General features: G+C 41.8%; 18 protein-coding genes and 1 pseudogene. 10 read left to right on the top strand and 9 right to left on the bottom strand.

Annotated features, from left to right (window positions below):
* Together AAY47_RS17770 and trmL are read left to right on the top strand one after the other, a co-directional pair.
* Positions 1–546, top strand: a 546-nt coding sequence (locus AAY47_RS17770; protein WP_235428407.1) for a hypothetical protein, incomplete at its 5' end; no start/stop codon positions are given.
* A gap of 139 nt (positions 547–685) precedes the next feature.
* Positions 686–1,189 (top strand): tRNA (uridine(34)/cytosine(34)/5-carboxymethylaminomethyluridine(34)-2'-O)-methyltransferase TrmL, encoded by a 504-nt coding sequence (trmL, locus tag AAY47_RS17765; protein WP_047771590.1) that lies wholly within the window; start codon positions 686–688, stop codon positions 1,187–1,189.
* A 75-nt stretch (positions 1,190–1,264) separates the two neighbouring features.
* On the opposite strand, the gene cysE is transcribed toward trmL, so the two are convergent.
* The 4 genes from cysE to AAY47_RS17745 all read right to left on the bottom strand — a co-directional run bounded on the left by cysE (position 1,265) and on the right by AAY47_RS17745 (position 4,106).
* Entirely contained in the window at positions 1,265–2,086 is an 822-nt protein-coding gene (cysE, locus tag AAY47_RS17760; protein WP_047771589.1) for a serine O-acetyltransferase, read from the bottom strand.
* An 18-nt stretch (positions 2,087–2,104) separates the two neighbouring features.
* Positions 2,105–3,124 (bottom strand): NAD(P)H-dependent glycerol-3-phosphate dehydrogenase, encoded by a 1,020-nt coding sequence (gene gpsA / locus AAY47_RS17755; RefSeq protein ID WP_047771588.1) that lies wholly within the window; start codon positions 3,122–3,124, stop codon positions 2,105–2,107.
* Positions 3,124–3,594 (bottom strand): protein-export chaperone SecB, encoded by a 471-nt coding sequence (secB, locus tag AAY47_RS17750; RefSeq protein WP_047771586.1) that lies wholly within the window; start codon positions 3,592–3,594, stop codon positions 3,124–3,126. Before secB ends, gpsA begins: the two co-directional genes overlap by 1 nt.
* A 74-nt stretch (positions 3,595–3,668) precedes the next feature.
* Positions 3,669–4,106 (bottom strand): rhodanese-like domain-containing protein, encoded by a 438-nt coding sequence (locus AAY47_RS17745; protein ID WP_047771585.1) that lies wholly within the window; start codon positions 4,104–4,106, stop codon positions 3,669–3,671.
* Between the two features lie 329 nt (positions 4,107–4,435).
* On the opposite strand from AAY47_RS17745, the gene envC reads away from it, so the two are divergent.
* Positions 4,436–5,749: a murein hydrolase activator EnvC gene (envC, locus tag AAY47_RS17740; RefSeq protein WP_047771583.1), complete on the top strand. Its 1,314-nt coding sequence runs from the start codon at positions 4,436–4,438 to the stop codon at positions 5,747–5,749.
* Positions 5,750–5,847: 98 nt separating this feature from the next.
* A pseudogene (locus AAY47_RS22945) lies at positions 5,848–5,994 on the top strand (divergent polysaccharide deacetylase family protein); the annotation flags it as partial.
* 128 nt (positions 5,995–6,122) lie between these two features.
* Here AAY47_RS22945 and tdh read toward each other — a convergent pair.
* Both tdh and kbl read right to left on the bottom strand, forming a co-directional pair.
* Positions 6,123–7,148: an L-threonine 3-dehydrogenase gene (tdh, locus tag AAY47_RS17730; protein WP_047771580.1), complete on the bottom strand. Its 1,026-nt coding sequence runs from the start codon at positions 7,146–7,148 to the stop codon at positions 6,123–6,125.
* Positions 7,149–7,157: 9 nt separating this feature from the next.
* Positions 7,158–8,354, bottom strand: a complete 1,197-nt coding sequence (gene kbl / locus AAY47_RS17725; RefSeq protein WP_047771579.1) for a glycine C-acetyltransferase — start codon at positions 8,352–8,354, stop codon at positions 7,158–7,160.
* A gap of 295 nt (positions 8,355–8,649) precedes the next feature.
* On the opposite strand from kbl, the gene rfaD reads away from it, so the two are divergent.
* Genes rfaD through rfaC form a run of 3 tightly spaced genes read left to right on the top strand, consistent with a single transcriptional unit; the run spans position 8,650 to position 11,627 of the window.
* Positions 8,650–9,588: an ADP-glyceromanno-heptose 6-epimerase gene (gene rfaD, locus AAY47_RS17720; protein ID WP_047771577.1), complete on the top strand. Its 939-nt coding sequence runs from the start codon at positions 8,650–8,652 to the stop codon at positions 9,586–9,588.
* 9 nt (positions 9,589–9,597) lie between these two features.
* Positions 9,598–10,650, top strand: a complete 1,053-nt coding sequence (rfaF, locus tag AAY47_RS17715) for an ADP-heptose--LPS heptosyltransferase RfaF (RefSeq protein ID WP_047771576.1) — start codon at positions 9,598–9,600, stop codon at positions 10,648–10,650.
* Complete coding sequence (gene rfaC / locus AAY47_RS17710; protein ID WP_047771574.1) at positions 10,650–11,627, top strand: lipopolysaccharide heptosyltransferase RfaC; 978 nt, start codon at positions 10,650–10,652, stop codon at positions 11,625–11,627. Before rfaF ends, rfaC begins: the two co-directional genes overlap by 1 nt.
* Here the strand turns inward: rfaC and AAY47_RS17705 are convergent.
* From AAY47_RS17705 to AAY47_RS17695, 3 genes are all read right to left on the bottom strand, one after another.
* Entirely contained in the window at positions 11,607–12,494 is an 888-nt protein-coding gene (locus AAY47_RS17705) for a GNAT family N-acetyltransferase (protein WP_047771598.1), read from the bottom strand. The genes rfaC and AAY47_RS17705 overlap by 21 nt on opposite strands.
* A gap of 162 nt (positions 12,495–12,656) precedes the next feature.
* On the bottom strand, positions 12,657–13,550 hold the full coding sequence (locus AAY47_RS17700; RefSeq protein WP_047771573.1) for a hypothetical protein: 894 nt from the start codon (positions 13,548–13,550) through the stop codon (positions 12,657–12,659).
* Positions 13,551–13,630: 80 nt separating this feature from the next.
* Complete coding sequence (locus AAY47_RS17695) at positions 13,631–14,593, bottom strand: polysaccharide deacetylase family protein (RefSeq protein WP_047771572.1); 963 nt, start codon at positions 14,591–14,593, stop codon at positions 13,631–13,633.
* 218 nt (positions 14,594–14,811) lie between these two features.
* Between AAY47_RS17695 and rfaQ the strand changes: the two genes are divergently transcribed.
* From rfaQ to AAY47_RS17680, 3 genes are read left to right on the top strand one after another with little or no spacing between them, the layout of a single operon-like run.
* Entirely contained in the window at positions 14,812–15,882 is a 1,071-nt protein-coding gene (rfaQ, locus tag AAY47_RS17690) for a putative lipopolysaccharide heptosyltransferase III (protein ID WP_047771571.1), read from the top strand.
* Positions 15,879–17,009, top strand: a complete 1,131-nt coding sequence (locus AAY47_RS17685) for a glycosyltransferase family 4 protein (RefSeq protein ID WP_047771569.1) — start codon at positions 15,879–15,881, stop codon at positions 17,007–17,009. The genes rfaQ and AAY47_RS17685 overlap by 4 nt, the downstream gene beginning before the upstream one ends.
* Complete coding sequence (locus AAY47_RS17680) at positions 17,006–18,109, top strand: glycosyltransferase (RefSeq protein WP_047771568.1); 1,104 nt, start codon at positions 17,006–17,008, stop codon at positions 18,107–18,109. Before AAY47_RS17685 ends, AAY47_RS17680 begins: the two co-directional genes overlap by 4 nt.
* Positions 18,110–18,125: the final 16 nt, after the last annotated feature.

Here is an 18,125-nt window from a genome sequence, read left to right as displayed (position 1 = left end):
GCATCTTACTATTTTGCCTGGCTATCTGTATCCATGATAATGTATTTTTCACTAATGAAAAATGAAAAATTAAAATTAACTACCATATTAACGACAATTGTTATTTTAGCATTTTTTTCATCTAGCCAAATTAGAAAAGACATTGAGGGAATATCACCTGATAAAAAATTACTTGAATCGAGATTGCAAGTTCAAAAATATGTTGATGAACTTAAACCCATGATGTCTAGTAACGATAAATCTTATTTCATAATTCAAAATTCAACTGGTTTCGAAAAATACATATATAATTATCTCATGTCACCCTTTCATACATCATGGTGGTGTTGGTCTTTGGGGGATAAGTATTATAACAATGATGTATGGACTTGCGGAGGAGATATATCAAGTTATGTTCATGAATACAATTATATTACGATCTTTAGAGCAGATGCTAAATTTATAGAGCGAAATAAGAAATACATACTAAACGGGGATAATTTAAAAAATGGAAATTATATAATTAACTCTTACTCGGATTCTCTCAAAATCAAACCATTAAAATAATTCTTCTCCCCCAAAAAATTATAATTGGGGGGTTATTTTAATTAGTGATTATGTATTGAATTCGTTGAGCTACATTAAATGTATATGAAATTCAATAAGTTGATGATTACAACTACATCTGTAACAATTTAATCAAAACATGCTAAACATCGTCCTATTCGAACCAGAAATTCCGCCTAATACAGGCAACATTATCCGCCTGTGTGCCAACACAGGCTGTCAGCTTCATCTCATTCAACCTTTGGGTTTTACATGGGACGACAAACGCCTGCGTCGTGCGGGGTTGGATTATCATGAGTTTGCCAATATCAAACAACACCACGATTACAATGCGTTCCTGGAAAGTGAAGGACTCAGTTCCATCAATTCACAATCCCCTTCTGGAGCGCGTCTGTTTGCCTTAACCACAAAAGGTACTCCGGCTCATAGTAACGTGAGTTATCGTGATGGTGATTACTTGATGTTCGGCCCGGAAACCCGTGGGTTACCACCTTATGTGTTAGATAACATGCCGCCTGAACAGAAAATCAGAATTCCCATGCTGCCAGATAGCCGTAGCATGAATCTGTCTAATTCTGTCTCAGTGGTTGTGTTTGAAGCATGGCGGCAACTGGGTTATCCGGGTGCGTTATTGCGGGATTAAGATTAATAGGACATTCAGCGTCTAATCCGCGCTGAATGTCCTATCTATTAATGTGCATAAGAAAAGAACAGAATTTCAAATCCCATCCCCATTCTCAAATCCATTATTGATGCCATTAAAATGTTGGTTCATATCCAGCGATGGCTTCTCACTTTCCGGTTTACCAACAATCCTCGCCGGTACGCCTGCCACTGTGGTATGAGGTGGAACTGATCTTAATACAACCGACCCTGCCCCAATTTTCGCACCTCGACCAATTTCGATATTGCCGAGTATTTTGGAACCCGCGCCAATCATCACCCCTTCACGTACTTTCGGATGACGATCTCCGCTAGTTTTACCTGTTCCCCCAAGCGTTACGGATTGCAGGATGGAGACATCGTTTTCAACAATCGCTGTTTCACCAATCACAATGCCCGTTGCGTGATCTAGCATAATGCCGCAGCCAATCTTTGCGGCAGGATGGATATCGACACCAAACGAAACTGAGACTTGGTTTTGCAGATAAATCGCCAATGCCTTGCGATTTTCTTTCCATAACCAGTGAGCAATACGGTAGGCTTGCAGAGCATGGAAACCTTTAAGATAGAGTAAAGGTGTCGAATATTTATCTACTGCCGGATCGCGCAGTCGAACAGCTTTGATATCACGTGCTGCCGATTCAATCATCTTGGGATCACTGCGATACGCATTTTCAACGACTTCTCTGACTTCTATGGGGGGCATAATCGGTGATGCCAGCTTATTTGCCAACATGTAGCTCAGGGCACTACCAAGATTTTCATGCTTGAGTAGTGTCGCGTGAAAAAAACTGGCTAACATGGGTTCACAGTCTGCCAGCGCCCTCGCCTCGTTTTTAATATTTTTCCAGACTTCGTTCAGTTCTGCTCGCGACATATCAGTGTTCTCATTTATTTAAGAGTGAGAGCCTTCTCCCTCATCTCTTGTCGCTCTTCCCAATAATGTTTGGGCGGCCTCAAGCACATTTTTATTGCAGTATAGTATCTGGTAGATCTGCTCTGTAATAGGCATTTCAACACCCGCTCGTTTTGCCAAGGCACGAACTTCTTTAGTGTTGCGATACCCTTCAACCACTTGCCCGATCTCACTCTGCGCTTCATCAACACCGATACCTTTTCCCAGCATCATGCCAAAGCGACGGTTGCGAGATTGGTTATCAGTGCAGGTCAGAACTAAGTCACCCAGTCCAGCCATTCCCATAAATGTAGAAGGATCAGCACCCAATGCTACTCCGAGGCGGCTCATCTCTGCCAACCCTCGGGTGATCAATGCCGTGCGGGCATTGGCTCCAAATCCCATACCATCAGAGATCCCTGCACCAATTGCAATAACATTTTTTATTGCCCCGCCGAGCTGTACTCCTATGAAATCTGGGTTTTTATAAACCCGGAAGCTTTTGCCGCAATGGAAAAACTGTTGCAGTTCTTCACCAAATTCAGGTGTTGTGGCAGAAACCGCAATCGCGGTTGGTAAACCTGCTGCTAGCTCTTTCGCAAATGTCGGGCCAGAAACGACGGCCAAGGGGATTTCATCGCCTAATATCTCACGAGCGACATCTTGTAATAAACGCCCGGTTTCCGCTTCAAGCCCTTTGGTTGCCCAAACAATGCGGCTATCCTGTTGTAAATATGGTTTTATCTGCTGTAAGACATCGCCGAAAACATGGCTGGGAACCACCACCAGAATATTACAACTGGCTGAAACAGCGCTTTTCAGATCGGACTCGAGCAATAAGCTGTCAGGAAAAGAAACATCCGGTAAAAATGCCTGATTACAGCGCGCTTGTTGCAATGCATTGACGTGCGCAGGGTTATGCCCCCAGAGCACAACATCATGCCCATTGCGAGCCAACGTAATCGCTAAAGCGGTGCCGTATGAGCCGGCACCGATTACTGTCATAGAAGCGGTATTCATCAGGCTTCCTGTGCAGCCTCATTAGACTGAGATTCAGTCTGCTGTTGCAGATAATTCATGAACAGGGCATCGAAGTTAACAGGAGCCAGATTCAGTTGTGGGAAAGTACCACGACTAACCAGGCTGGTGATGCACTCACGGGCGTATGGGAACAGGACGTTCGGGCAATATGCACCTAAGCAATGTGCCAACTGAGTCCCTTCAAGACCATCAACAGAGAAAATCCCCGCCTGCTGGACTTCACACAAAAACGCTGTTTCTTCTTCCAGTGTCGCCGTGACAGTAACGCGCAGAACAACTTCATAAACTCCCTGAACCAATTCACTGGAAGCGGTATCCAGATCCAATTTAACTTCCGGCTGCCAATCCTGCTGGAAAATCTGTGGGGCCTTTGGTGCTTCGAAAGAAATATCTTTCGTGTAAATGCGCTGGATCTGGAAAGCCATTTCTGTGTTGTTTTGTTCTGACATAATAATATTTACCTTTTTCAGATGTCCTTACTAAACTTTTCTACAATGCAAGCGACTACTTGCACCTCAGTTCGTTATTTCTTGCCGCGAGCCAATGGCAAATTTTCACCCGCCCAACCAGTAACCCCTTCTTTCAGGGAATAGACCTGCTCAAAGCCCAAACGAACCAGATTTTCCGCTGGTGTTCTGGATTCCAGCCCATTCGCTGAAACGACGATAACAGGCTGTTTTTTATGTTTCTCCAACTCACCTAAATTATTGTCTTTAATTTCAGATGGCGTCAGGTTAACGGAACCAATAATATGCCCTTTGCGGAAATCGTCCCGGGAGCGTAAATCCACGACGATAGCGTCTTCCTTGTTGATGAAATGGATAGCCTGAGCACGGGTGATCTCTTTACTCTTGGAGAACGCGCTTTTTACCGTCATCACAATGACAGCCACCAGCAATGCAATCCAGGCAAGGCTCAGGATCGTGTTCCGGCTAATAAATTGCATGATTTCTTGCAGCATGGAGGGCAACAACTCCCGTTGGTTAATAACAAATATCTAAGGTAGAAGAGTATACCTGTGTGTTGCCTCAATTACAGCCAATTAGCATCAATCCAATGCAGATTTTGCGGAGAGTTTCGAGAAAAATTTAAAAACATACCGAGAACAACTTAATTGTAATGCATCAATAAAATATTTCATGTAACACTGGGGCAAGGCAGGATTTTCGACAATAAATAGACTAAATTAACTAAAACTTATATTAATGATAAAAAACAGTCTGTTCTCTGGTCAGGTGCAATTCCTCATGAAATAATCAGGCGCTATGTAGCAGCAGGGTAACCAATAAGATGGCTGAAAATAAGGATCTCAGGAGCCGTAAGAATCGGCAGAGGCAATACAAACTGCAAAATAAAATCAGGGTGTTACAGCTCTGTGCCTTGTTGTTCACCTTTCTCAGTTTCAGTATAAAGACTTTCGCCAATCCAATTTCAGAGAATAAAAATCAGCTCAAAGATATTCAACAGAATATTGCCGAGAAAGAGGAAAGCGTAAAACAGCAACAAAAACAACGTACAGATCTGCTTAACCAATTAAAAGAACAAGAAAGTACTATCTCAGAAGTGGGACGTTCGCTGCACACGACACAAACTCGTCTGAATAAGCTAGAAAACGACGTGTCATCGCTAAATGCCAATATCAAACACCTGCGAATGCAACAAAAGGAGCAACGACAATTACTTGCCAACCAATTGGATGCCGCATTCCGGCAAGGAAATCACCAAGGTTTAGAATTGTTGCTCAATGGGCAGGAAAATCAGCGCAAAGAACGTATTCTCGCCTATTACAGTTACTTGAATCAGGCACGTCAGGAAACTATTGCCAGACTGCAAAAAACAACTGAAGAACTCAACCAGCAAAAAAAACTGCAACTAGAAAAACAAAGTGAACAAAAAGCGATACTGGTTAGCCAAAAACAGCAAAAGCAAAAGATGGAAACTGCCCGCACGGCGCGACATAAGACATTAACGGTTCTTGAATCTTCATTGAAAAAAGTTCAACAAAGCCTGGCTGTGCTTCGGCAGAATGAAACCAGACTGAGAGACAAAATTGCCAAAGCTGAACGGGAAGCCAAAGCGCGTGCTGAACGTGAAGCACGTGAAGCGGCTCGTGTTCGTGCCCAGGTTGCCGCTAAACAGAAACAAGCGCAACAAAAAGGTTCCAGTTATAAGCCAACAGAAGCAGAACGTGCTCTCATGGCACGAACGGGTGGCCTTGGGCGTCCTGCCGGGCAAGCAATCTGGCCAGTACGCGGTCGTGTCATCCATAGTTTTGGCGAAGCGATACAAGGTGAACTTCGCTGGAAAGGGGTTGTTATCTCAGCAGCGGAAGGGACGGAAGTCAGGGCAATCTCAGATGGACGTGTATTGCTGGCGGACTGGCTGCAAGGCTATGGCCTGATTGTCGTGATTGAACACGGTAAAGGTGATATGAGCATTTACGGTTACAACCAGAGCACATTGGTCAGTGTTGGGCAACAGGTTCGGGCAGGCCAGCCAATAGCATTGGTTGGCAGCAGTGGCGGGCAACAACAACCTTCACTGTACTTTGAAATCCGCCGTCAAGGGCAGGCTGTTAACCCATTACCGTGGCTAGGGAAATAGGATAATAATGGTGAAGATGCGGTATCGATTGATAAAGCGGGTTAATGCATTCACGCTTTTATCTTGGATGCTGCTATTCTTCACATCTATTGCTGTTTATGCTGTTGACTCTAAATGCTCAGGCTGCACGTTTAGCCATCGTCATTGATGATGTTGGCTATCGTGTTAGTGAAGAAAATAAGATCTTACAAATGCCCGTTGCGGTTTCTATTGCGATCCTGCCCAACGCCCCGTATGGCAGAAAAAACATCCAATATTTCAGGCAAGCCAGAAGTAAAACAAACAACGGAAAACAAGGCTGCCAATAAAACACAATTGCCACCAAAAGCGGATAAAACAGGCACCCAAAAGCCAAAGGTGCCTGTGCTAATTTTTAATCCCAATTTAAGAGAACTTTGCCAGATTGCCCTGAGCGCATGACATCAAAACCTTTCTGGTAATCATCAATCGAGAATTGGTGAGTGATAATCGGGGACAAATCCAGACCAGATTGGATCAAAGCCGCCATCTTGTACCAGGTTTCGAACATCTCACGTCCGTAGATGCCTTTGATAAACAGCCCCTTAAAGATGACCTGATTCCAATCTATCTCCATGTCTGAAGGTGGAATACCCAATAGTGCAATGCGTCCACCATGATTCATGGTATTAAGCAAAGTACGGAACGCTGGTGGAGCGCCTGACATCTCCAAACCAATATCAAAACCCTCTGTCATTCCCAGTTCTGCCATGACATCAGTCAGATTTTCTTTGCTGACATTCACCGCGCGGGTAACGCCTATTTTGCGAGCTAACTCAAGTCGGTATTCATTGACGTCTGTTATCACGACATGACGCGCACCGACGTGCTTACATACCGCGGCTGCCATAATCCCGATAGGGCCAGCGCCTGATACCAGAACATCTTCCCCCACCAGATCAAAAGACAGCGCAGTGTGTACCGCATTGCCAAATGGATCGAAAATCGCAGCCAGCTCATCGGGTATATTGTCTGGGATCTTAAAAGCATTAAAGGCGGGAATAACCAGATATTCAGCAAATGCACCTTCACGGTTCACACCAACACCCGTGGTATTGCGGCATAAATGCGTACGTCCACCACGGCAATTACGACAGTGACCGCAAGTGATATGGCCTTCACCGGATACACGATCACCAATCTTGAACCCTTTGACTTCCTGACCAATCGCAACCACTTCACCAACATATTCGTGCCCGACGACCATCGGGACAGGGATAGTTTTTTGCGACCAATCATCCCAGTTATAGATGTGAACGTCCGTCCCGCAAATGGCCGTTTTACGGATTTTAATCATCACATCGTTGTGTCCAATTTCTGGCGGGGGCACTTCTGTCATCCAGATACCTTCTTCTGGCTTTAATTTGGACAAGGCTTTCATAAAGATACCTTAAGCAATCACATTCAATTGCTTGCCAATGCGGATAAATGCAGCCACCACACGTTCAATTTGCTCTTCAGTATGGGCGGCTGAGATCTGGGTTCGAATACGGGCCTGACCTTTTGGCACAACCGGATAGAAGAATCCAATCACATAAATGCCTTCTTTCAACAGTTCCGCCGCGAATTCCTGCGCCAGTTTCGCATCTCCCAACATAACAGGGATGATCGCATGGTCTGCTCCCGCCAGAATGAAACCTGCCGCTGTCATTTTTTCACGGAACAAGTTCGCATTTTTCCAGAGACGCTCACGCAGATCATCACCATTTTTCAGCATGTCCAGCACTTTGATCGATGCGGCAACAATGGCTGGCGCCAGTGAGTTGGAGAACAGATAGGGACGTGAACGCTGGCGCAACCATTCAACCACTTCTTTGCGCGCAGCAGTATAACCACCCGATGCGCCCCCCAGAGCCTTACCCAGCGTACCGGTGATGATGTCAATACGTCCCATAACATCACAATATTCATGTGTGCCACGGCCGTGCTTGCCAACAAAGCCAACTGCATGTGAATCATCCACCATGACCAATGCACCAAATTCATCTGCCAAATCACAGATGGATTTCAGGTCAGCAATAACGCCATCCATGGAAAATACCCCGTCAGTTGCGATCAGGATATTTTGCGCACCTTCCGCTTTTGCCTTTTCCAACTGAGTCCTTAATTCTTGCATGTTATTATTAGCATAGCGGTAACGTTTCGCTTTACATAAACGGATGCCATCAATGATGGAGGCATGGTTCAAAGCATCAGAGATAATGGCATCTTCTGGTCCAAACAGGGTTTCAAACAGACCGCCGTTTGCATCAAAGCACGAGGAGTACAGAATGGCGTCTTCCATACCCAAAAATTCAGCAAGTTTATTTTCTAATTCTTTATGGGCATCTTGCGTACCACAGATAAAACGCACGGATGCCATACCAAAACCGTGGCTATCCATGCCTGCTTTTGCCGCCGCGATCAGGTCAGGGTGATTGGCCAAACCTAAGTAATTGTTGGCACAAAAATTAACGACTTGGTGACCCTCAGCAACAGCAATATTGGCATGCTGAGCAGAAGTGATAATACGCTCACTTTTGAATAACCCTTCGGAGCGGGTTTGTTCCAACTGCTCATTCATTTTCTGATAAAACGACGCTGACATGTTTCTCTCCTGAATCCCTAACTAAGTGAAAGGCGTGGTGTATTTTACTGATAGATCCTGCCAGTGACGACATAACGAGCAAGATAATATCAACTTTGTAAAGCTGATCACGGCCCAGAGCCTGGCATACAGCAAAATTTCAGGATATTCCCCTGGTTAAGCTGCTGTCGTCAGTAGGGTTAAGTGCTATTATACGCAGCAAAGATATGCCCAATAGATGTCAAATTGCAGCGATAAAGCTGCAATTTGCATAAAGCCGGGTATAAAGTGAACTGACTATTTAGAGGTGGGCCAAATGATTATTGTCACTGGTGGCGCAGGGTTTATTGGCAGCAATATTGTCAAGGCACTGAATGACGAAGGCTATAAGGATATTCTGGTTGTTGATAACCTGAAAGATGGCACAAAGTTCGTCAATTTGGTTGATTTGGATATCACCGATTATATAGATAAAGAAGACTTCATCGCCAGCATCGTGGCGGGTGACGATTTAGGTGACATTGATGCTATTTTCCATGAAGGTGCTTGTTCATCCACAACCGAATGGGATGGTAAGTATATGATGGACAATAATTATCAGTACTCTAAAGATGTGCTGCATTACTGCCTTGAGCGCCAAATCCCCTTCCTGTACGCCTCTTCTGCGGCGACTTATGGCGGCCGCAGTGACAATTTCATTGAAGAGCGCCAATATGAAAAACCTCTCAATGTTTATGGTTATTCCAAGTTCCTGTTTGATCAATATGTTCGTGATATTTTGCCTCACGCGGATTCGCAAATTTGCGGCTTCCGTTATTTCAATGTTTACGGGCCGCGCGAAGGGCATAAGGGCAGCATGGCGAGTGTCGCCTACCATTTAAATAACCAAATTCACCAGGGACAGAATCCGAAGTTATTTGCTGGCAGTGAGAATTTCCGCCGCGATTTTATCTATGTCGGGGATGTTGCCGCTGTCAATCTGTGGTTCTGGAAAAATGGCGTTTCCGGCATTTTTAACTGTGGAACAGGCCGCGCGGAATCTTTTCAGGCTGTGGCAGATGCTGTAATTGCATTCCATCAAGAAAAATCCCCAACCGTGGAATACATCGACTTTCCGGAAAAATTAAAAGGCCGTTATCAGAGTTTTACTCAAGCAGATCTGACAAAACTCCGCGCTGCTGGCTATCAACAACCGTTCAGGACGGTTGCCGAAGGCGTCGCTGAATATATGCAATGGCTCAATCAGGATAATTAATCGACCTCTATGAAGATATTGGTGATCGGCCCATCATGGGTGGGTGACATGATGATGTCACAAAGCCTCTACCGTACTTTGAAAGCGTTGTACCCCAGTGCGGAAATTGATGTGATGGCACCTGCATGGTGTCGCCCATTACTGGCAAAAATGCCAGAAGTGCATCAGGCATTGGCTATGCCGCTGGGTCATGGTGCCCTTGCCTTGGGTGAACGCCGACGCCTCGGTCTGGCATTGCGTGAAAATAGATACGATCGTGCTTATGTATTGCCCAACTCATTCAAATCTGCGCTGGTTCCTTTCTTCGCCAATATCCCGCTACGTACAGGCTGGCGCGGCGAGATGCGTTACGGGTTGCTAAATGATATCCGAGTCCTGAATAAGAGTGCGTTTCCACTCATGGTTCAACGTTATGTCGCTCTCGCGTATGAAGGGAAAAATATACGTAACGCCGATGATCTTCCACAATCTTTGTTATGGCCGCGATTAAGTGTCAATGACGAAGATATTGCAGAATCAACCTCAGCCTTCAATATCTCTGATCACCGCCCTATTATTGGCTTCTGCCCTGGTGCTGAGTTCGGCCCAGCCAAACGCTGGCCACATTATCACTATGCCGCTCTTGCCGAACAGTTAATTACCCAAAAAGGCTATCAAATTTTGCTGTTTGGTTCTGACAAAGATCATCCGGCAGGTGAAGATATTCGCGCACTTTTAAGCGATGATGCCCGCGAAAATTGTCTCAATCTGGCAGGAAAAACCTCGCTTGAACAAGCGGTAAATGTCATCGCCGCCTGTGACGCCATCGTCACAAATGACTCCGGTTTGATGCATATAGCGGCGGCCTTAAACCGTCCTCTGGTAGCATTATATGGACCAAGTAGCCCGGATTTTACCCCGCCACTATCAAATAAGGCTGAAGTGATCCGCCTGATTACGGGCTATCACAAAATCAGAAAAGGCGACAGCGACGGCGGCTATCACCAAAGCCTGATCGATATTCAACCTGAACAGGTTCTATCTTCATTAGAAAAACGGCTACAGGCGGAGAAGCAAAATTAATGCGTGTTTTACTGGTAAAAACATCTTCGATGGGGGATGTGTTACATACTCTGCCAGCATTAACTGATGCAAAACAGCAGCTTCCTGACATTCAATTTGATTGGGTAGTGGAAGAAGGATTTGCCCAAATTCCAACCTGGCACAATGCGGTCGAAAATGTGATCCCTGTGGCTATTCGCCGTTGGCGAAAAAATTGGTTCAGAAAAGATATTCGTGAAGAACGGGCACGATTCCGGCAACAACTACAACAGCGCCAATATGACGCCATCATTGATGCGCAAGGTCTGTTAAAAAGTGCTTTTTTGGTAACCAGGCTGGCACATGGCCCAAAACATGGTTACGATCGAAAAAGTATTCGTGAACCCATCGCCAGTTTTTTCTACGATCATTGTCATGCTATCAGCAAGCAACAACACGCGGTTGAACGCACCCGAGCTTTATTTGCTGAGAGCCTGGGCTATCAAAAACCGTCAGGGCAAGGTGATTACGCTATCGCCTGCCATTTTTTGCACCAGCAAACCAGTAGCCAAAATAACTATCTCGTTTTTCTTCATGCAACAACGCGCGATGAAAAACATTGGCCTGAAAATCATTGGAAGCGGCTTATCGCAGATCTCCGGGCAACGGGTATGCGCATTAAACTCCCTTGGGGCGCTGAACATGAATATCAGCGGGCATTACGGCTAGCGAAAGGGTTTTCCCATGTTGATGTTCTGCCAAAACTAACGCTGGCCGAAGTTGCACATGTTATTGCGGGGGCACAAGCTGTAGTTTCAGTTGATACAGGATTAAGCCATCTTACAGCAGCACTTGATCGACCCAATATTACGCTATTTGGGCCGACTGATCCTGGTTTGATCGGTGGATATGGCAAAGAGCAGCATCCTCTAAAATCAGCGGATAATACGATGAAAGGTATCACTTCAGGGGAAGTTATGCTGCTCTTGCAGGATACATTAAAAAAGCACTCTGCCTAGTGGGAATGTTTCACACCAACGATTTTTGTATTCAAACGTAGGGTTACCTAAAGAGTAACGCATAGTTTTGTCTTGCTGCTGACACAGTGCTTTTGCTTCTTGGATATTCACCCACATCAAGATACTGCCAATGCTGAGATGGGCATACTCAGGTTCATAACCCCCATTAATGGCATCAAAGGAGATCCATTTGGGGCTTTCTGCCCACAAGACAAGATCGTAAGCACAAGGCTTGCCGTTAATCAGCAGCACATTGCCAAATATATGCTCACGAAGCTCAGTGTATATTTCAAGGAGATGCTTTTTTTGTTCTTCCGAGTGGCTATAATTCCAGCGCTTTTGGTACAGATCGATATAAATATCCACCAACTCTTCTGCGCTGAATTCACTTGAAGAGCGAATTTCTCCTCCTGCACGCTTAAATTTATTGATCTCGTTGCTACGATTGCGGCGGGTTTTATAAGAAAAACTGTCTTTGATTAGGCAGATTTGGCGCTTACTGAAAAGAGACCTATAACTCGTATTGATAAAATTATTTTTATGAATAGGTGATAATCTCTTCGATTTTATAGGTAAAAATAATTTTACATCTGTTGCGATAGGGAAAACAATTTCATCATATGAAACTGGGTATCTGGTTTGCATTTCTTCAATCAGCTTTTTGTTTTTAAAAGAAAAACAGGCACCCTTAACGCCAGATGCTGTTTTTTTGATATAAAAACCAAACTGCCCATCAAGATGTTTATCCAAAAAAGATACAATATTGGGATGTGTTAATGTACATCCGCCAAAAAGAGCATGTGCTTCTTTATATTGTTCAAAATTGCTTTTTTTCCATCCTGAAAGAAAAGATTTTATTTGTGTCATGACCAATTCCATAAAATGGATTCCCTTAAAAATTAGAAATAATTAACACTATATTTTAATCATCATTTTGTTAAAAATAATACATTTTAAATTGGTGATAAATGTCGATTATACTCCTATCAAAAATTTAATATCACGTAAAAATCCTCCATACAATATATTTTATGGGACGGTGGTATAATCTATCTTTTTAAAAGAATTTATTGCACTATATCTTGATAAATTATAAATCATAACTCCATGCCTTTTAGCCAACTCGTAAGACAACTCAAAACAAGGTACCATTATATTTTTAAAATTCTTATCTAGATCAGTACTGAGAATATCTTCTGGATTTTCATAAAACCTTGGCTTATCAAAATTATTCATATCTAATCCAGCAAAATATATTTTTTTATAATTTAAGAAAAATGCCATTTGCAAAGCAGCATATGCTACTGTACTGCCATCAAAGAACCCTTTATTTAAGTTAAGTGAAAATGCAATATTTTCTCTTATAACTAATTCATCATCTTTTATATTAAATAGTTCTTTCTTTTTTTCATAAACTGGTTGTTCAACATGCTCTATAATTAATATTTTACACTTAATCACAACAGAATAATGTTTGGTCAAAATTTCATTCAAACAATCCATCGTTGTTAATAATGTTAGTGAATCATCATTCAAAATATCAAAAACAATATCACTTCTATTTATAACAAATGTTATATCAATTATCATATGATATTTGAAATTTACAGATGAATATAATTTATACGAACCATTAACTCCCAGAATATCAAACTTTTCACTATTAAAAAAATCAACATTTATATCTATTACAGAAGGGCCAGAAGCAATTATAATCAATGGCTTTCCTGATGAAAATTCAAAGTCTGCAATATCAATCTGCTTTTTTTTGAAAAAAACAGCATCTATTTTACCATTGATATTTCTTGATATCTTTATGTGAGGCCAAAAACTCATATTATGTTTCATTTTATTATTACATATATTTCTATATATTGTTTTACTTATTTTATATTTAAAAACATCTATAAGTTTATAAATCATTTTACAATCCTTTATATGAAAAAACTAACCATAATTATTGTAATGATACATCTAATTTTCTATAGACTAGATTAAAATTTTTAACCTTCTTTTAATTTAAATTGATAATACTCTTTCAGTGTCATCCCCTGCACCAGTGGCTTCAAAAACTCAAACAATCCTTCCAAATCCTGATAAAGCTGTTCAATTTGCTCTTCACTCTTAAACGTTGGGCTTCCACCAGGCATAAACTCAGATGAATGCAACATAAATTCAACATAGTCACTGCCATTAGACAAAGTTTGTTGGACAACGGTTTTCATCTGTGCCAAATTTCCGCCTTTTGATCTCAGCCAATTAACCGATGGAGAACGCTGTTTTCCTCTCAATCGATCATATTTCTGCTTAATAAAGTTCATAACCGCAGAGTGCTTATATTGAATACTCATAGGGACTTGCAATAACGGAGAATGTCCTTCTTTGGAAATATCCTGCAAATCCATAAAATAAGCATGATCAGGAAAACGGCTATAATCTGTTCCACCATTTCCATTAGGATCACCTTTGGTAAAGTTCCAATTAACTTTTGGTGTAACAGAACAATCTACTTGATATCCATATTCCACTAATAATTGTGCGTAATACTCATTAAATGCCCAGCGCCCAGCACGGTGGCTTAACATTTTAGTCTGGAGCTTATCTTCCAAAAGATGGGTCATTAAATCAACTTTTGCTTTAATCTGATCTTTAGGATACTCAATCAGATATGGTTTATAGTGCATATCATCATCAGTAAGAGGGACAATAGGTGGACTATTCCAGGCATGCAAATGCATACCGATTTCACCCGTATTTCTGGCGATCACATCCTTGGCAAATTCGATATAGCTACCATCCATTGCCATTTCATAGTTAGTTAACCAAACGGGTTTGAAGCCAAAACGCTCACAGAGATTCTGAAACCTTGGCAAATAATGCGTGTTTTTTGTTGAGATCTGACCACTATTTTGCCATAGATCATCACCTTCGGTGTCGATCGTGATAATAAAAGCGGGTAATGACATTGATATACACCAAAACGTGACGATGATAATTGTCCTAATGGTACGCATAGCAAACAAAGAGCGCAATTAGAGAATACCGATTGCCTATATGATTCTTATCTATCTGATTGAATATAAACCCTATCTAGTACTATTCTTGGTTGGTGTACTTAAGATGCCACGCTATGATTTTTACATTAAGATCATCGTATACCTCGATATGCTAAAGAACCCAACAAATGATCCCAAAAAATAATAAAATCAAACGCATTCTGTTGATTAAATTACAACATCATGGAGATATGTTACTGATAACTCCGGTGATCAGCACACTTACTCTCCACTATCCAGATGCAAAAATTGATGTTCTCCTTTATCAAGAAACCTCACCGATGCTGGAAAATTTAGCAGAGATTTCCCGTATTTTTTCTATAGACCGCACGTGGAGGCAGCTGGACACAAGGAAAAAATTATTACATGAGTGGACTCTGCTTAAGACATTGAGACAGCAGCATTATGATTTAGTAATCAACCTTGCCGACCAATGGAGAAGTGCATTTATTTCCCGTTTTACCGGCGCATCTATCCGCCTGGCCCTTAGTTTCCCTAAACGACAAAATTGGAAATGGAGTTTATGTCATACTGAGGTTGTACCAACAGATAACCATGATTCATTACATACAGTAGAACAAAATCTTTCTATCCTAAAGCCATTGCAACTTAATTCAATTATCACAAAAGTAACAATGAGTTATAGTGAAGACGATTTAAAATGGATAATGCAAACACGTTCTAAGTATGGATTTTCAGAAAGATATGTCGTTGTTCAACCCACATCTCGATGGTTTTTTAAGTGTTGGGATGAAAAAAAAATGGCACAAGTGATTACTTCACTACAAAAAGATGGGCATAGCATTATCATTACTGCTGGACCAGACCAAAAGGAATTGGAAATGGTAAACACCATCTTGTCACACTGCCCTGATGATAAAAAGAACATTCTTTCTCTGGCGGGAAAATTAACATTACCCAAACTTGCCGCTTTGATTGATCATGCTAAATTATTCATTGGCGTAGATTCAGTACCAATGCATATGGCCGCAGCCCTAAAAACGCCCTGCATTGCATTGTTCGGTCCATCCAAACTGACATTTTGGAAACCCTGGCAATCGGTTGGTGAGGTGATTTGGGCTGGCGATTATGGCAATATTCCACACCCAGATGATATAAAAACTTGTACAAACGAACGCTACTTAGATCTGATACCCACAGATGTCGTCATTTCAGCAGCAAGGAAATATATTTCATGAAACCATTACGTTTAGCCATTGTCCGTCAAAAGTATCGTCCAGATGGAGGTGCTGAACGTTTTATTTCAAGAGCTTTGGAAGCTCTAGAGCACCAACAGCTTGAACTGAATGTTATTACACGCTCTTGGCAAGGTGCAAGTACCCCCAATTGGCATATCCACCTGTGTGATCCCATTAAATATGGAAGAATTAGCCGCGAAAGCGGTTTTGCCAAATCAGCACGGCAATTATGGCAAAAAGCACAATTTGATTTGGTTCAAAGCCATGAACGCATTGCTGGCTGTGATATTTATCGGGCCGGAGATGGCGTCCATAAGCGCTGGTTACATCAAAGAACCCGTATCTTACCAACATGGAAAGCACGCTGGTTGTTAAATGATAGGTATCACCGCTATGTTATGAATGCTGAGGCAGAAATGTATGCAGATCCGGCCTTAAAAAAAGTGATTTGTAACGCTGAAATGATAAAAAGGGAAATTATCGAAGAATTTGGTGTAGCCGAAGATAAAATCACTGTTATATATAACTCAATCGATAATACAAAGTTCTTTCCTGCTGATGAGCAAACCCGTCTACAACTTAGACAACAATATCAAATCCCCGTAACAGCAAGATGCTTAGTTTATGTTGGTTCTGGTTTTGAGCGAAAAGGATTATCTGCGGCAATCCAGGCCATCGCAAAGACAGATAGCTATCTATTAGTTATTGGTAAAGACAAAGAGCAGAAAAAGTATCAGGCGCTGACAAATACGCTGGGGTGTACTTATCGCGTCCGTTTCATGGGGTTACAAAAAAATACATTGCCCTTTTACCAGTTGTCTGATGCTTTACTACTGCCGACACTATATGATCCCTTTCCTAATGTGATCCTTGAAGCTATGGCCAGTGGTTTGCCCGTCATTACTAGCACAACATGTGGTGGGGCAGAATTTGTCACCGAAGGGAAGAATGGTTTTATCTGTGATGCATTAGATATTGAAAAATTAAGGGATGCTGTTTATGACATTCCTGATAACATATTCGGAACCAACATGTCTATTGCCGCCAGAAACCAAATAATCGCTGCAACACCTGAAAATTTATCCAAACAATTAATTGATCTTTATCAACGAGTTTTAACACAGTGAAAGAACATATCCTTTTTATTATTGATGGATTACCCGGAGGAGGAGCTGAAAATGTTACCCTTCGCCTTGCGGCAGGTCTGAGTAAATCAAACTACCAAATTTCATTACTTTCACTCAATACTCAATTAGATTACACCATCCCAGAAGATATTCATTACATCGTCAGCCCAGATGACTATCGAGGGCTACTCAGAAAACTCAATGAGATAAGCCGCAGAGCTAAAGCAATGGATAAAGTTTTATTTAAGCTTTTCCAACAAAAAGGTAAACCTGCTCTTGTCATATCCAATCTACATAAAACCGACCGTATCGTAGTAAAATCCAAAGCCTTGAGAAATTGTAATGTATGGCATTGTATTCATGGCATTTACTCTCAATCCTACTTAAGCAATAAGAGTGGCTTTTCTTTTTGGATTAAAAAGAAAAAGATAAAAAAAGTTTATAAAAATAAAAAAATTATCTGCGTTTCCGAGGCTGTTAGTCATGATCTACTAAGCAATATCGGGATACAGCCCAAGCAGATAAAAACCATCTACAATCCCTTTGATTTTGAAAAAATAAAAGCACAGGCATCAGAAACCAATCCTTATCACGGATTGAATTACATTCTGCATGTCGGGCGCTTACATCAAGTAAAACGTCAAGACCGATTAATAGGTGCCTTTGCAAAGACAAATCTCCCATGCAAGCTAATTATTGTTGGGCAAGGTTCCAAAGAAATAGAAAGGTATCTTAAAGTAAAAATTCATGAGCATGGGTTAGATGATAACGTTATTTTGGCTGGCTTTCACCCCAATCCACATCCCATAATCAATGAAGCAAAAGCGGTTGTGATAAGTTCAGATAGTGAGGGATTACCGACAGTATTAATCGAAGCATTAATTTGCCATACTCCTATTGTCAGTACTGATTGCCCTGGTGGTGTTAGAGAGATAATGACAGATCAACTGAAAAACTATCTGTCTAAACTAGACGTAGATTCTTTGGCCGAAAAAATACAGCTTGCTTACGATACGCCCCCACAAATTACAGATGAACTGTATGAAAAATTTGAGGCAAACAATATACAGAAGCAATATATTGAATTAATAGAAAAATAGCCCACAGAACACCAAA

It is taken from the genome of Xenorhabdus griffiniae, from assembly GCF_001028135.1.
Classification (GTDB): Bacteria; Pseudomonadota; Gammaproteobacteria; order Enterobacterales; family Enterobacteriaceae; genus Xenorhabdus; species Xenorhabdus bakwenae.
Note: the sequence above shows the minus strand (reverse complement) of the source record. Positions and strands in the feature narration are given on the sequence as shown.

Bases quoted from the DNA above. Each gene is read 5' to 3' on its own strand.
- trmL (WP_047771590.1), top strand. From the start codon at position 686: ATGCTAAACATCGTCCTATTCGAACCAGAAATTCCGCCTAATACAGGC.
- AAY47_RS17745 (WP_047771585.1), bottom strand. From the start codon at position 4,106: ATGCTGCAAGAAATCATGCAATTTATTAGCCGGAACACGATCCTGAGC.
- rfaQ (WP_047771571.1), top strand. From the start codon at position 14,812: ATGATCCCAAAAAATAATAAAATCAAACGCATTCTGTTGATTAAATTA.
- AAY47_RS17700 (WP_047771573.1), bottom strand. From the start codon at position 13,550: ATGATTTATAAACTTATAGATGTTTTTAAATATAAAATAAGTAAAACA.
- rfaF (WP_047771576.1), top strand. From the start codon at position 9,598: ATGAAGATATTGGTGATCGGCCCATCATGGGTGGGTGACATGATGATG.
- kbl (WP_047771579.1), bottom strand. From the start codon at position 8,354: ATGTCAGCGTCGTTTTATCAGAAAATGAATGAGCAGTTGGAACAAACC.
- rfaC (WP_047771574.1), top strand. From the start codon at position 10,650: ATGCGTGTTTTACTGGTAAAAACATCTTCGATGGGGGATGTGTTACAT.
- gpsA (WP_047771588.1), bottom strand. From the start codon at position 3,124: ATGAATACCGCTTCTATGACAGTAATCGGTGCCGGCTCATACGGCACC.
- tdh (WP_047771580.1), bottom strand. From the start codon at position 7,148: ATGAAAGCCTTGTCCAAATTAAAGCCAGAAGAAGGTATCTGGATGACA.
- cysE (WP_047771589.1), bottom strand. From the start codon at position 2,086: ATGTCGCGAGCAGAACTGAACGAAGTCTGGAAAAATATTAAAAACGAG.
- envC (WP_047771583.1), top strand. From the start codon at position 4,436: ATGGCTGAAAATAAGGATCTCAGGAGCCGTAAGAATCGGCAGAGGCAA.
- AAY47_RS17685 (WP_047771569.1), top strand. From the start codon at position 15,879: ATGAAACCATTACGTTTAGCCATTGTCCGTCAAAAGTATCGTCCAGAT.
- secB (WP_047771586.1), bottom strand. From the start codon at position 3,594: ATGTCAGAACAAAACAACACAGAAATGGCTTTCCAGATCCAGCGCATT.
- AAY47_RS17695 (WP_047771572.1), bottom strand. From the start codon at position 14,593: ATGTCATTACCCGCTTTTATTATCACGATCGACACCGAAGGTGATGAT.
- AAY47_RS17705 (WP_047771598.1), bottom strand. From the start codon at position 12,494: ATGACACAAATAAAATCTTTTCTTTCAGGATGGAAAAAAAGCAATTTT.
- rfaD (WP_047771577.1), top strand. From the start codon at position 8,650: ATGATTATTGTCACTGGTGGCGCAGGGTTTATTGGCAGCAATATTGTC.